This is a genomic window from Klebsiella sp. GL120222-02 (assembly GCF_003097195.1).
Taxonomy (GTDB): domain Bacteria; phylum Pseudomonadota; class Gammaproteobacteria; order Enterobacterales; family Enterobacteriaceae; genus Klebsiella; species Klebsiella variicola.
This window is the reverse complement of the sequence record NZ_QEQO01000008.1, coordinates 227,334-241,649: the sequence shown is the minus strand read 5'-3', so window position 1 is coordinate 241,649 and position 14,316 is coordinate 227,334. Positions and strand designations below refer to the sequence as shown.

The 14,316-nt window shown below is 60.9% G+C and carries 13 protein-coding genes; 5 read left to right on the top strand and 8 right to left on the bottom strand.

The annotated features are described in order from the left end of the window. Positions 1-197 precede the first annotated feature (197 nt). Positions 198-311: a protein YohO gene (locus tag N438_RS22230; protein WP_002912762.1), complete on the top strand. Its 114-nt coding sequence runs from the start codon at positions 198-200 to the stop codon at positions 309-311. On the opposite strand, the gene N438_RS22225 is transcribed toward N438_RS22230, so the two are convergent. The 5 genes from N438_RS22225 to bglX all read right to left on the bottom strand — a co-directional run bounded on the left by N438_RS22225 (position 286) and on the right by bglX (position 6,463). Further along, the gene (locus tag N438_RS22225) at positions 286-1,023 is read right to left on the bottom strand and encodes an ABC transporter permease (RefSeq protein WP_116696513.1); all 738 of its coding nucleotides are present in this window, start codon (positions 1,021-1,023) and stop codon (positions 286-288) included. The genes N438_RS22230 and N438_RS22225 overlap by 26 nt on opposite strands. Then, complete coding sequence (locus N438_RS22220) at positions 1,007-1,954, bottom strand: ABC transporter ATP-binding protein (protein WP_110203978.1); 948 nt, start codon at positions 1,952-1,954, stop codon at positions 1,007-1,009. The genes N438_RS22225 and N438_RS22220 overlap by 17 nt, the downstream gene beginning before the upstream one ends. Further along, positions 1,947-3,104, bottom strand: coding sequence for an ABC transporter permease (locus N438_RS22215; RefSeq protein WP_023340538.1), 1,158 nt, complete (start codon positions 3,102-3,104; stop codon positions 1,947-1,949). Before N438_RS22215 ends, N438_RS22220 begins: the two co-directional genes overlap by 8 nt. A 7-nt stretch (positions 3,105-3,111) precedes the next feature. Next, positions 3,112-4,029 carry an ABC transporter substrate-binding protein gene (locus N438_RS22210; RefSeq protein ID WP_032740119.1) on the bottom strand — a complete coding sequence of 306 codons (918 nt, stop codon included), beginning with the start codon at positions 4,027-4,029 and terminating at the stop codon, positions 3,112-3,114. 136 nt (positions 4,030-4,165) lie between these two features. Beyond that, a complete protein-coding gene (gene bglX, locus N438_RS22205; RefSeq protein WP_075205777.1) occupies positions 4,166-6,463 on the bottom strand; it encodes a beta-glucosidase BglX in 2,298 nt (765 codons plus the stop codon). Positions 6,464-6,657: 194 nt separating this feature from the next. Here bglX and dld point away from each other — a divergent pair, with 194 nt between their 5' ends. Further along, positions 6,658-8,403, top strand: a complete 1,746-nt coding sequence (gene dld / locus N438_RS22200) for a D-lactate dehydrogenase (protein WP_008804046.1) — start codon at positions 6,658-6,660, stop codon at positions 8,401-8,403. Positions 8,404-8,488: 85 nt separating this feature from the next. Next, entirely contained in the window at positions 8,489-9,043 is a 555-nt protein-coding gene (locus tag N438_RS22195) for a GNAT family N-acetyltransferase (RefSeq protein ID WP_008804045.1), read from the top strand. A gap of 463 nt (positions 9,044-9,506) precedes the next feature. Here N438_RS22195 and pbpG read toward each other — a convergent pair whose 3' ends face one another. Both pbpG and N438_RS22185 read right to left on the bottom strand, forming a co-directional pair. Then, entirely contained in the window at positions 9,507-10,457 is a 951-nt protein-coding gene (gene pbpG / locus N438_RS22190; RefSeq protein WP_022064810.1) for a D-alanyl-D-alanine endopeptidase, read from the bottom strand. A gap of 188 nt (positions 10,458-10,645) precedes the next feature. Next, on the bottom strand, positions 10,646-11,233 hold the full coding sequence (locus N438_RS22185) for a Yip1 family protein (protein ID WP_008804043.1): 588 nt from the start codon (positions 11,231-11,233) through the stop codon (positions 10,646-10,648). A gap of 153 nt (positions 11,234-11,386) precedes the next feature. Here N438_RS22185 and N438_RS22180 point away from each other — a divergent pair, with 153 nt between their 5' ends. After that, on the top strand, positions 11,387-11,956 hold the full coding sequence (locus N438_RS22180; protein ID WP_008804042.1) for a DedA family protein: 570 nt from the start codon (positions 11,387-11,389) through the stop codon (positions 11,954-11,956). A 32-nt stretch (positions 11,957-11,988) separates the two neighbouring features. Here N438_RS22180 and mdtQ read toward each other — a convergent pair whose 3' ends face one another. Further along, on the bottom strand, positions 11,989-13,428 hold the full coding sequence (gene mdtQ / locus N438_RS22175) for a multidrug resistance outer membrane protein MdtQ (protein WP_008804041.1): 1,440 nt from the start codon (positions 13,426-13,428) through the stop codon (positions 11,989-11,991). A 128-nt stretch (positions 13,429-13,556) separates the two neighbouring features. Here mdtQ and N438_RS22170 point away from each other — a divergent pair, with 128 nt between their 5' ends. After that, a complete protein-coding gene (locus tag N438_RS22170; protein WP_008804040.1) occupies positions 13,557-14,291 on the top strand; it encodes a class I SAM-dependent methyltransferase in 735 nt (244 codons plus the stop codon). Positions 14,292-14,316 lie beyond the last annotated feature (25 nt).

Genomic DNA, 14,316 nt, shown 5'->3' with positions numbered 1-14,316 from the left:
CCATACCCTGCCTGGCGAAAACTTTCTTTGAAGCCCTGCATAAAAATGAAAAATGACGGACAGGATCACACTTTTTTCCGGCGCGTTGCTCAGTAAACGCGGCAAAAACCCCGACGCGGCGCGCTAAACCGCAATTAATGTTTCATTAACACCTGTGCTTCACCGTATAATCCCCCTGTTAACATCAGGAGCCTATTATGAAGCCAGCGAAAATCGCGGTCGTCACCCTCTTCTTACTTATGGCCATCGGCGGGATCAGCGGCGTAATGCTGGCCGGCTATTCCTTTATTGTGCGTGGCGGTGTCGGCTGATCCAGCGGGTCAGACGCTCAAACGCGCGGTCGACGATAATCGCCGCCAGCGCCACCAGCAGCGCCCCCTGAACAATATAGGCGGTATTAAAGCCGCTCAGGCCGATGATGATCGGCGTCCCGAGCGTACTGGCCCCCACCGTCGAAGCAATGGTCGCGGTACCAATATTGACGATGACCGAGGTGCGGATCCCCGCCAGTATTACCGGGCCCGCCAGCGGTAGCTCCACCTTATACAGACGCTGCCAGCCGCTCATTCCCATCCCTTCGGCCACCCCTGACACCCCCGACGGTATCGACCCCAGCCCGGCCAGCGTCCCCTGCAACACCGGCAGTATGCCATACAGCGCGAGGGCGATGAGCGCGGGCAGCCAGCCAAATCCCAGCACCGGCACCGCCATCGCCAGCACCGCCACTGGCGGAAAGGTCTGCCCGATAGCGGCGATGGTCTCCACCAGCGGGCGAAACGCGCTGCCGGCGGGCCGGGTGACCGCCACCCCTGCCCCCAGTCCCACAACCGTTGCCGCGAGACTGGACGCCACCACCAGCCAGCCGTGATCGAGGGTTAGCGCCCAGAAGCTCTCCTGCTGATAGACCGGCCGCGGCAGCTCCGGGAACAGCCGACTGAACAGCGGCGCGCTGTAGGGCAGCCCTACCAGCAGGCCGATAAACAGCGCGATAAGCCACCACAGCGGCTCACGAAGCGCCTTCATGGCTCGCCTCCTGGCGCAGCAGATCGGCAAAATGCAGCGTGCCGCAGGGCCTGCCTTCGGCATCGACCACCGGCAGCGCCTCGCAGCGCCGGGCGACAAACTGCGACAGCGCTTCCCGCAGGGTCATGGTGACGGTCAGCCCCTCGCCCGCCAGCCGTTCGCCGGGACGCAAATAGTCCCCCACCTCGCGCAGCGACAGCAGGCGCACGCCCAGCTCGCTGCGGCCAAAAAAGGTCTGCACAAAGCTATTTTTCGGCCGCAGGAGCATCTCCAGCGGCGCCCCATGCTGGACCACCTCGCCCCCGTCCATCAGCACCAGGTGGTCCGCCAGACGCAGCGCTTCGTCAATATCATGGGTCACCAGCACAATCGTCCGCCCCAGCAGCCGGTGGATGCGCAGCATCTCCTGCTGCAGCGCCTCGCGGGTCACCGGGTCGAGGGCGCCGAAGGGCTCATCCATCAACAGCACCTCCGGATCCGCCGCCAGCGCCCGGGCCACCCCCACCCGCTGCTGCTGGCCGCCGGAGAGCTGATGCGGGTAACGGTCGCGCAGCGTCGCCTCCAGCCCTAACAACGCCATCAGCTCGTCGACCCGGTCGGCGATCCTCGCCCGCGGCCATTTTTGCAGCTGCGGCACAGTGGCGATATTCTGCGCCACCGTCCAGTGCGGAAACAGGCCGATGGACTGGATGGCATAGCCCATCCGCCGTCGCAGGGTCAGGACCGGCTGCTGACGGATGTCCTCGCCGGCAAAACGAATAGTGCCCCGGTCCGGCTCCAGCAGGCGGTTGATCATCTTCAGCGTCGTCGACTTGCCCGAGCCGGAGGTCCCCACCAGCACCGAGAAGGCGCCTTCGCGCAGCTCCAGGGTCAGGTCCTTCACCGCCGGGTGGCCGGCAAACACTTTGCTGACCCCTTCAAACTCAATCATTGGCCTCTCCTTTTAGCCAGGCGCCCCACAGGGCGAACAGGGCATCCACCACCACCGCCAGGGCAATGGTCGGCACCACGCCCAGCAGCACCAGATCCAGCGCACTGCTCAGCAGCCCCTGAAACACCAGCGCGCCAAAGCCGCCGGCGCCGATCAGCGCGGCCACTACCGCCATGCCGACGGTTTGCACGCTGACCACCCGCAGGCTGCGCAGCAGCACCGGCATCGCCAGCGGAAGCTGCACCTGACGAAAGCGCTGCCCGGCGCTCATGCCCATCGCCGTCGCGCTCTCCAGGGCGTCCTGCGGCACCTGCTGCAGGCCGGTCACCACCCCGCGCACCAGCGGCAGCAGCGCATACAAAGTCAGGGCGATCAGGGCCGGCGCCACGCCGGTCCCGGAGACGCCCAGCTCGCCCAGCGCCGGGAAATAGCGCGCCAGGCCGGCAAGTGGCGCAATCAGCAGGCCGAACAGCGCCACCGACGGGATAGTCTGGATCACATTGAGCACGGTGAAGGCCGGCGCCTGCCAGCGCGGACGTCGCCACAGCCATACCCCCAGCGGCAGGCCAATGAGCAGGCCCGGCAGCAGGGTGCCGAACAGCAAAAGCAGATGCTGGCGCAGGGCGTCGTCAAATACCTCCTGACGGTTGGCATACTCCTTCAGCAGAGAGAGCTGATCGAGCGCCCCGGTAGCAAGCAGGATGATGGGCAACAGCCAGACTTGCGCATTAAGCAGCCAGCGCCACAGCGGCCGGACGGTAAGATGACGGATGGCCTCGCTGGCCAGCAGCAGACAAAGCGCCAGCGACAGCCACAGGCCGCTGCCGGGCGAGGTGCGCGCCAGCGGCGAGCCGTGCCGGGAGAGCTCAAGCGCCGCCTGTCCACTGCCCCAGATAAGCAGCGGGAAGAGCAGTTCGGCCAGCAGCAGGTGAAGAAGCGGCGCGGCCCTGCCTGGCAACCAGCAAAGCAGCATCCCGGCAAGGACTGCCGCCATCTGAACGCCGGCGAGCCAGGGCATCACCTGCCACAGCCCGCGCCCTTCGCCGGAGAGTAAGCGATTCGGCGCGTAAGTAATAAACGGCAGCGCCAGCGTAACCAGCAGCAGACCTGTCAGCAGCAGGCCGACGCGGTGAGTACAGCGAATGGTCACCGGTGGCTTACTTCAGCAGGCCTTTCTGCTGCAGAAAATCTGCCGCCACGCGCTTCGCATCCTGGCCTTCCACCGCAATACGGGCGTTCAACTGCTGCAAGGTTTTTTCATCGAGGCTGGCAAAGACCGGCTTCAGCCAGTCGGCGATCTGCGGATAGGCTTTGAGCACTGCCTCACGCACCACCGGCGTCGGGGCATAAATCGGCTGCACGCCCTGCGGATCGCTCAGCGTCTGTAACCCCAGCGCCGCGACCGGGCCGTCAGTGCCGTAGGCCATCGCCGCGTTTACGCCCGAGGTCTGCTGCGCCGCCGCTTTGATGGTCACCGCCGTATCGCCCCCGGCCAGCGACAGCAGTTGGTTCTGGTTGAGGTTGAAACCATACGCTTTTTCAAACGCCGGCAGCGCGTCCGGGCGCTCAATAAACTCCGCCGAGGCCGCCAGCTTAAATTCGCCGCCCTGCTTCAGGTAGCGACTGAGGTCGGCCAGCGAGGTCAGGTGATTTTTCTCCGCCAGGTCCTGGCGCACGGCGATAGTCCAGGTATTGTTGGCCGGCGCCGGGGTGAGCCATACCAGCTGATGTTTCTCCTGATCGAGGCGCTTCACCTTCTCATAGCCCTGTTGGGCATGCTTCCACGCCGGGTCGTTTTCATCTTTGAAGAAGAAGGCGCCATTGCCGGTATATTCCGGATAGATATCCAGCTCGCCGGCGACAATCGCTCCGCGCACCACCGGCGTGGTGCCGAGCTGGATTTTATTAATCGTTTTTACGCCGTGGCTTTCCAGCACCTGCTGGATCATATTGCCCAGCAGCGCGCCTTCGGTATCAATTTTCGAGCCGACCTTCACCGGCTCCGCCGCCTGCAGCGGTAAACTTATCAGGGCGGCCAGCGCCAGCGCACCGGACCATTTCATTGCCATCTTCATCCCGCGTCCCTCAGTTCTTTTGCGCTTCGCTTACAGAAGCTTAAGAGAAAAGCGTAGTCCATTTGCCAGCGATGCGAAAAAGAAAAGGCCGATTAATCGGCCTTTAAAGTGTCACGTTGAGCTTAAGGGCTATTCCTTACAACAGTTCAAACTCGCTCTGCTTCACGCGGGCGGAGTCCACGCCGATAAAGACATTGAATTTGCCCGGCTCAGCAACGTATTTCATCTGCTGGTTCCAGAACTTCAGCGCGTTGACGTCAATCGGGAAGCTGACGGTTTGCGTTTCGCCCGGCTTGAGGTTGACCTTTTTAAAGCCGCGCAGCATTTTCACCGGCCGGCTCATGGAGGCAGTGACGTCCTGTAGATACAGCTGAATGACCGTTGCCCCTTCGCGTTTGCCGGTGTTGGTCACCTGCACGCTGGCGGTCACGCTGCCGTCGCGCGGCAGGGTGGCTGACGACATGGTGACATCGGAGACGCTAAAGGTGGTGTAGCTGAGGCCGTAACCAAACGGATACAGCGGGCCGTTGGCTTCATCGAAGTAACGCGAGGTGTACTTGTTCGGTTTCTCCGGATTATACGGCCGGCCGGTATTCAGGTGGCTGTAGTAGGTTGGGATCTGCCCCACCGAGCGCGGGAAAGACATCGGCAGTTTGCCCGACGGGTTATAGTCGCCAAACAGCACGTCGGCGATGGCGTGACCGCCTTCAGTGCCGGCAAACCAGGTCTCCAGCAGCGCATCGGCTTGCTGATCCTCTTTCACCAGCGCCAGCGGACGCCCGTTCATCAGCACCAGCACCAGCGGTTTGCCGGTGGCTTTGAGGGCGGCAATCAGATTGCGCTGGCTCTGCGGCAGGGTGATGTCGGTCCGGCTGGAGGCCTCATGCGCCATGCCCTGCGCTTCGCCCACCACGGCAACCACCACGTCGGATTGCTTCGCCGCCGCGACGGCTTCGTCGATCATTTCCTGCGGCGAGCGTGGGTCAACCTGCACCGCGTTCTCATACAGGTTAAGGAAATCGACAATGCCTTTATCGTCGGTAACGTTCGCCCCTTTGGCGTAAATCACTTTGCCGTTATCGCCCAGCGCTTCTTTAATGCCGGTCAGCACGGTCACCGACTGGTCGGCCACCCCGGCCGCGGACCAACTGCCCATCATGTCGCGTTTGCTGTCCGCCAGCGTGCCAATCACCGCGATGGTGCCGGATTTTTTCAGCGGCAGCGTATCGAGACGGTTTTTCAGCAGTACCAGGCTTTCGCGGGCCACTTCGCGCGCCTCTTTGCGATGCAGGCGGCTTTCCGCGTTGGTGTCCTGCGGGTCAGAATCTTTTGGTCCCAGGTGGCTGTACGGATCGTTGAACAGCCCCATGTCATATTTGACGTTGAGCACATGACGGGTGGCGTCATCCAGCTCAGCCATGGTCACCTTGCCTGACTTCACCAGCTCCGGCAGGTACTTGCTGTAATACTCGTCACTCATGCTCATGTTGATGCCGGACTTAAGCGCCACGCGCACCGCGTCTTCCGGGTCGGAGGCCACGCCGTGCTTAATCAACTCTTTGATGGCGCCGTGGTCGGAGACCGTGATGCCTTTAAAGCCCCACTGGTCGCGCAGGACGTCTTTCAGCAGCCAGGAATCAGCAGTCGCCGGGGTGCCGTTCAGCGAGTTCAGGGCCACCATCACCGCGCCGCTGCCGGCATCAAGCCCGGCTTTGTACGGCGGCATATAGTCGTTGAACAGGCGCTGCGGGCTCATGTCGACCGTGTTGTACTCTTTCCCGCCCTCCACCGCGCCGTAGGCGGCGAAGTGCTTGACGCTGGTCATCACCGAATAGCGGTCCGCCGGGCTCTTGCCCTGCATCGACTCCACCATCGCCTGGCCCATCATCGTGGTCAGATACGTGTCTTCCCCGAACCCTTCGGAAGCGCGTCCCCAGCGCGGGTCGCGGGAGACGTCGACCATCGGCGCCCAGGTCATGTTCAGGCCGTCATCGGCGGCTTCATAAGCTGACACGCGGCCCACGGTCTTCACGGCGTCAAGGTTAAACGATGAGGCCAGGCCGAGGCTTATCGGGAACACGGTGCGCTGACCGTGCAGCACATCGTAGGCAAAGAACAATGGGATCTTCAGGCGGCTAAGCTGCATCACCTGATCCTGCATCACGCGGATATCCGGCCGGGTGACGGTGTTAAAAATCGCCCCCACCTGACCGTTTTTGATCATTTCGCGGATCGCCTCTTTCGGGTTATCCGGGCCAACGCTTATCAGACGCAGCTGGCCGATTTTCTCGTCTACCGTCATTTTTTTCAGCAGATCGGTGACAAAGGCATCCCGCGCCTGCGGGGTCAGAGGGTGGTTACCAAACAGTTCATCCGCCAGCGCGGGTTGCAGCGCCAGACTCACGGCGACGCCTACAGTGCAGAGCCATTTCATTGTTATCTCGCTTTTTCTCAGACGGGGACTCGGTAAAACATAATAAAAACCGCAGTTTGCCATATATATAAACAACGCGCCCGCAGAATGCTAAGGTTCTTCTCTGATTTTTGCGAAACATTCATGCATCAAATTGTCATACAAAGCGCTATGCTTATCCTCGATATTTCGCGCACCACCACAAGGAGTGGAACATGTCATCTGCACCCACTAATACCCATAAAACGTTTCTGGCGGATCTGGCGCGCCTGGTTGGCCCTTCGCATCTGCTGACCGACCCGGCAAAAACCCAACGCTACCGCAAAGGCTTCCGCTCCGGTCAGGGCGAGGCGCTGGCGGTTGTCTTTCCCGGCACCCTGCTGGAACTCTGGCGCGTGCTTAACGCCTGCGTAGACGCCGATAAAATTATTCTGATGCAGGCGGCCAACACCGGCCTGACCGAAGGTTCGACCCCCAACGGCAATGATTACGATCGCGAGATCGTGATTATCAGCACTCTGCGCCTGGATAAACTGCATCTGCTGGACAAAGGCGAGCAGGTGCTGGCCTGGCCCGGCACTACCCTCTATTCGCTGGAAAAAGCGCTCAAACCGCTGGGTCGCGAGCCGCACTCAGTGATCGGCTCGTCATGCATCGGCGCATCGGTGATCGGCGGGATCTGCAACAACTCCGGCGGTTCGCTGGTGCAGCGCGGGCCCGCCTATACCGAAATGTCGCTGTTCGCGCAGATTGACGCCGACGGCAAGCTGAAGCTGGTCAACCATCTGGGCATTGATCTCGGCAGCACGCCGGAGCAGATCCTCAGCCGCCTCGACGACGAGCGCATCAGCGATAGCGATGTGCTGCACGACGGCCGCCACGCCCACGATCACGACTATGTGACCCGCGTGCGCGATGTCGATGCCGACACCCCGGCGCGCTACAACGCCGACCCGGACCGCCTGTTCGAATCCTCCGGCTGCGCCGGCAAGCTGGCGGTTTTCGCCGCGCGTCTGGATACCTTCCCGGCGGAAAAACGCCAGCAGGTGTTTTACATTGGCACCAACCAGCCGCAGGTATTGACCGAGATCCGCCGCCATATCCTCGCCGAGTTCCAGCATCTGCCGGTGGCCGGGGAATATATGCACCGCGATATTTACGATATCGCCGAGAAGTATGGCAAAGACACCTTCCTGATGATCGACAAGCTCGGCACCGACAAAATGCCGTTCTTCTTCACCATGAAGGGGCGCACCGACGCGATGCTGGAGAAAGTCTCGCTGTTTAAGCCGCACTTTACCGACCGCTTTATGCAGAAGCTCGGCCACGTCTTCCCGGCGCACTTACCGGAGCGGATGAAAACCTGGCGTGATAAATATGAACATCATCTGCTGCTGAAGATGGCCGGGGATGGCATCGAAGAAGCGCAGCGCTGGCTGACGGAATACTTCCAGCAGGCCGAGGGGGATTTCTTCGCCTGTACGCCGGAGGAAGGCAGCAAGGCGTTTCTGCACCGCTTTGCCGCCGCCGGCGCGGCCATCCGCTATCAGGCGGTGCATGCTGACGAAGTGGAAGATATTCTGGCGCTGGATATCGCCTTGCGCCGCAACGATACCGAGTGGTTCGAACATCTGCCGCCGGAGATCGACAGCCAGCTGGTGCATAAGCTCTACTATGGCCACTTTATGTGCCATGTGTTCCATCAGGATTACATCGTCAAGAAAGGGGTCGACGCCCACGCTCTGAAAGAGCAGATGCTGGCGTTGCTGAAAGCGCGCGGCGCCCAGTACCCGGCGGAGCATAACGTGGGTCATCTGTATGAGGCCCCGGAGAGCCTGCAGCAGTTCTATCGCCAGAACGATCCGACCAACAGCATGAACCCGGGGATTGGTAAAACCAGTAAGCAGAAATACTGGGGTGAAGCGGCACCAACGCCGGTCTCCCCGGCAGATCCGCAATAATCAGCGGCAGGACTATTCAGCCTGGCGCTTCTGTATTACGCTGCACGCCGGAGAATGTCTCTCCGGCAGATTCAGGAGCGCCGCCATGCCCGCAGAGGCCCCGTTACTCGACAGTGATTTAGAAATTCGTGAAGCGCTGCCCGACGATGCGCACGCCATCGCCGCGCTGTATGTCTGGCACGTGCTCAATGGCCGCGCTTCCTTTGAAGAGATCCCCCCTACCGTTGACGAAATGCGTAAACGGATCAAAACCGTCCGCGATAACGGGCTGCCCTGGCTGGTGGCGCTGTGGCGCGGCGCCATCGTCGGCTACTGCTACGCCACCTTCTATCGGCCTCGTCCGGCCTATCGTTACACGCTTGAGGAATCGATCTACGTGGAATCCGGGATGGGCGGGCGCGGCATCGGCAGCGCGCTGCTGTCGCGGCTGATCGCCGAATGCGAGAAAGGCCCGTGGCGGCAGATGCTGGCGATCATCGGTGATGGCCATAACAATGCCGGTTCGTTGGCGATCCATAAAAAGTTTGGTTTTACCGTGGCGGGTCAACTGCGCAGCGTGGGCTACAAAATGGGCGACTGGCGAGATACGTTGATTATGCAGCGCGCGCTGGGTGACGGCGACTGGACGCTGCCGGAGTGATATCCGGCGTCAAACCCCCGGCTCGCGGCGTAAACGCCTTAGCCGAGCTACCGTTCAGCGCGGTTCCGGAGAGGCGTCAGCCGCCATCCTGCACAAACACCGGCACTCGGCCTGATTGCCCGGCGGCGCTGCGCTTGCCGGGCCTGCGAAGGGGGCGAACCCGGCGCCAAATCACGTAGCCCGGATAAGGCGCAATGCGCCGCCATCCGGCACAAACGCGGCACGGTGTCGGGTATATTGCCCGGCGGCGCTGCGCTTGCCGGGCCTGCGAAGGGGGCGAACCCGGCGCCAAATCACGTAGGCCGGATAAGGCGCGAGCCGCCATCCGGCACAAACGCGGCACGGTGTCGGGTATATTGCTCGGCGGCGCTGCGCTTGCCGGGCCTACGAAAGCGGCGAACCCGGTGCCAAATCACGTAGCCCGGATAAGGCGCAATGCGCCGCCATCCGGGGGACATGTAGATTAATCGTTCTGCGCGGTCTGCGCGCCGCCTTTCAGCATCGCCTCTGCCATCTGCGATTCGCGCTGCTTTTTATAGCTCAGCGCCGAGGCGGGTACCGGCATCACTTTCCCGGTCTCGATCCAGGTCCGCAAGCGGCTGGCGTCGGCGAAGTGGGTGTATTTACCGAAGGCATCCATCACCACCAGCGCCACCGGGCGTTGGTTAATCACCGTACGCATAATCAGGCAGTGGCCGGCAGCGTTGGTGAAGCCGGTTTTAGTCAGCTGGATATTCCAGTTATCGCGATACACCAGATGGTTGGTGTTGCGGAACGGCAGGCTGTAGGCCGGATGGGCGAAAGTGGCGGTCTCTTCTTTGGTGGTGCTCAACTGACCGATCAGCGGATACTGCTCGCTGGCGATCAGCAGTTTGGTCAGATCGCGGGCGGTGGAGACGTTATGCACCGACAGGCCCGTCGGCTCCACGTAGCGGGTATGAGTCATGCCCAGCGCCTGGGCTTTGGCGTTCATCGCGCGAATGAAGGCATCGTAGCCGCCTGGATAGTGATGCGCCAGGCTGGCGGCCGCGCGGTTCTCGGAAGACATCAGCGCCAGCAGCAGCATCGTGCGGCGGCTGATTTGGCTGTTGAGGCGCACGCGGGAGTAGATCCCCTTCATTTCCGGCGTATGGCTGATATCCACCGTCAGCATCTCATCCATCGGCAGATGGGCATCGAGCACCACCATGGCGGTCATCACTTTGGTGATTGACGCCATCGGGCGCACCAGATCCGGCTGGCTGGCATAGATGATTTTTTTGGTGGCCAGATCGACGATCATGGCGCTGCCGGAGGCGATATCCGGCTGCGAGGCGGCAACCGCCGCGGAGGTTTTTGCTAACGCCTGGGGCGCAAAAGGCACAGCCAGCAGCAAGGTCAGGCTGAGCAAAGAGACTCGAAATTTCGGCATCATGGGCATTCTGAAAAGTATTTTTGCACGTTATGGAACGTACGCCGCGAGGTTAAGTGGGCAACATCGCTGGCAAACGCCATCATACCGCGCCGTAAGGCCCTGTGCCTAATAAGAATCGTGAAGAAATGCTGCATTGCCGACACAAAATACATATTTGCCGGCAATGCATATTATCCAGTGACGTGCGATCAGAAGAGTCGGTAACCATACCCCCACAGTACCACGGTGATCGCCAGCAGCACTTCCAGTACCAGCACTCCGATGGCCAGCGTCGAACTGGCGAAGCTTAAACCCTCTTCCCGGTTAATGCTCAGGAAGGTCGGGATGCCCAGATAGAGCAGATAGCCGGTGTAAAACAGCGCGATGGTACCGATCAGCGCGCACAGCCAGACCAGCGGATAGAGCGCCACAATCCCGCTCAGGAACAGCGGCGTGGCCACATAGCCTGCAAACACCATGCAGCGTTTCAGCGAAGGCTGCTGCGGATACTGCCTGGCCATCCACCAGATAACCCGCCCCATGATCGCCACCCCGGCCAGCATCACGGCGTAAAACAGTACCGCCAGCGCCAGACCGGTCAACATCGACAGTTTAATAACGGTGCCGTCGCCGAAGTTCCAGCCCAGCTGCGTAGTGCCGATAAAGGCGCACACCACCGGAACCGCCGCCATCAGCAGCACATGGTGCGTATAGTGATGAGAAATGGTTTCATTCTCGCTCTTTATCACGCTCATCTCCCGGTTGGGATGAGCGAAGAGCCCCCAGACATGGTTCATAGCGTCCCCCTTGTCACGGCTTCGTACTGCACTGATCCAAGTATAATTCACCCTGTAGATTATTTTGTGTACAGCGCAAAAAAACTGCGTCGCCGCGTTTTGGTCAGCAGGGTGTATGATTAACAGGTGATGAGATAAGGAGATAAGCTGTTTATGGATATCAATCACCTGATTTCCCAGTATGGCTACGCGGCGCTGATCGTCGGCAGCATGGCGGAAGGTGAGACCATTACCCTGCTGGGCGGCGTCGCAGCGCATCAGGGGTTACTGAAGTTTCCCCTGGTGGTGATCGCCGTCGCCCTCGGCGGGATGATTGGCGATCAGCTGCTCTATCTGGTCGGCCGCCGCTTCGGGGGACGCATTCTGCGCCGTTTCGCCAGCCAGAAGGCGCGAATACGTAAAGCGCAGCGCATGATCCAGCACCGGCCGTGGCTGTTTGTCATCGGCACCCGCTTTATGTATGGCTTCCGGGTAATCGGCCCCCTGCTGATCGGCGCCAGCCGCCTGCCGCCGCGCATTTTCCTGCCGTTGAATATTGTCGGAGCGCTGGTGTGGGCCCTGCTGTTTACCACCATTGGCTATCTCGGCGGCGAGGTGGTTGGCCCGTGGCTGCACCATCTGGACGCCCATCTGAAGCACTGGATCTGGCTGATCCTCGCGGTAGGACTGGTGGTCGCCGCCCACTGGTGGCTCAGGCGGCGAGAAAGGAAGAAGAAAGACTAAACGGCGCCCCCGAAGGCGCGCCGTTGCGCCGGTTATTTCACGCTCTGGTGATAGCCGCCGCCGAGGGCTGAAGTCAGCTGAATACTGGCGTCAATCCACTGACCGTGCAGGCGCAATGCGGTAATGCGCTCCTGCAGCGCCGGGAGCTTCGCCATACTGACTCTGGAGCCGGGTAAGATCCCCGCCGCCATTCGGGCCTGCGCCAGGTTCACCACCCGCTGGGCGTCTTTTTCAACCTGCTGCTGCTGCTGGCTTTTGGCCATCAGCGTCTCGACCTGGCTGGCGGTTTTCGCCACCTGGTTGACGGCATCCACCACCGCTTTGTTGTACTGCGCTATCGACAGGCTGTTCTGCGCGCTGGCGATATCCAGATTGGCATTGAGGCGGCCGCTGTCAAAGATCGGCAGCGTCAGTCCGGCGGTGACGCCCATCTGCTGCGCCGAGTGACGGAAAAGATCGCTTAAGTGCAGGGCATCCTGCTGCAGGAACGCCATCAGATTGATGTCGGGATAAAACGCCGCTTTCGCCGCGTCCACTTCGCTCAGCGATGCCTCAATGTACCAGTGAGCAACCTGCAGATCCGGGCGGCGCGCCAACAGCTCATAGCCGAGGGTATCAGGCAGCTGCGCGCTGACCGTCGGCAGGCTGACCGGTTTGAGGTTCAGCGACTGGCTCTGGCTGTTGGTCAGGGCCATCAGGCGCGCTTCAATCTCTTTCATCGTGCCCGCCACGTCCGCCAGCTGCTGGTCGGTTTTGCTGACGTTAATATCGTTCTCCGCCCCTTCGGCGGAGTTGGTGATCCCGCGCTGCAACAGGGCCTTGTCGACCGTCACGATATTATTTTGCTCACCCTTCACCTGCTGCAGCACTGCTTTAATCGCCGCTTCCGTCTGCCACTGCCAGTACAGGCGCGCCACGCTGCCAGAAAGCAATTCGCGGGTCTGGGCCTGCTCCGCCACCTGGGCTTTCAGCTCGCCGATGCGCGCTTTCACCAGCGCGCGGTTTTTACCCCACAGGTCCAGATCCCAGCCAGCGGTCAGGCCGAAGGTGCCGTTGGTGTACCACGGGCCGGTATTGCCGTCGGTGTCGGTGGCGAACGGCCCCATCAGGCCTTCGGCCGACATGCGCTGGCGTTCAACATCGGCGGAGAAATCCATCTCCGGGCCAAGATTCGCCTGCGACATTCGCGCCTGCGCTTCGGCAAGCCTGATGCGCTGTTCGGCAATTTGCATATCCGGCGCATTGGCGAGTGCGCGCTGAATCAGATTATCCAGTTGGGCATCGTGGTAGTCTTTCCACCAGTCGGTCTGCGGCCAGCCATTTTTCACGGCGGCAGGGAGATCCATGGAAACATGGGAGGCTGGAATTTGCTGCTGCGGCGGATTAGCAACCTCATGAGATGGCGCGCAGCCAGCCAGCGCGATGGCCAGGGGCAATGCCGCCAGCACGCTTTTATTTAATATCAATTTCATTAGACAGGTCAGATAACTTAATCAGGTTGGTTATCATAAGTTAATTGAATTAAACGCGTTTAGTAAAGCGTGTGACTAAATTATTAGTTAGCTAAAAATAAACAACCTTATCAATTCAAGGGATGAATATGAGTCAGAATATTTATGACGACCCGCAGTTTTTTGCCGGCTATGCGACCCTCGATCGCTCGGTGAAGGGGCTGGATGGCGCACCGGAGTGGCCTTCCCTGCAGGCAATGTTGCCGCCGATAACCGGTTTGCGGGTGGTGGATCTCGGCTGCGGCTACGGCTGGTTTTGCCGCTGGGCACAGCAGCAGGGAGCCAGCCAGATAACCGGTTTTGATATCTCCCAGCGCATGCTGGCGCAGGCGCGGGAGATGACCCGCGGGGATGAGATTGTCTACCGCTGCGCCGATCTGCAAACCCTGACGCTGCCCGCCAACAGCTGCGATCTGGTCTACAGCTCGCTGGCGCTGCATTATTTACCGGACATTGCCCCGCTCTTCGCCACCCTGCAGCAGGCGCTGGTTCCCGGCGGCACCCTGGTCTTTTCCGCCGAACATCCCATCTATACCGCCCCCTTGCAGCAGGGCTGGCGGGTGGATGACCAGGGACAGAAAAGCTGGCCGGTCAGTCACTATCAGCAGGAGGGCGAGCGCGTCAGCAACTGGTTTGCCGAGGGCGTCATCAAGCAACATCGCAAGCTCTCAAGCTGGATAAACGCGCTTATCGCCGCGGGTTTTGTGCTGGAGCAGCTGGATGAGTGGGGTCCGAGCGCCGAACAGATTGTCCAACAGCCCGCCCTGGATGAAGAGAAAGAACGTCCGATGATCTTTTTACTGCGCGCGCGTAAACCGGGCTAATCCCCCGCCCGGCGATGGCCGGGCG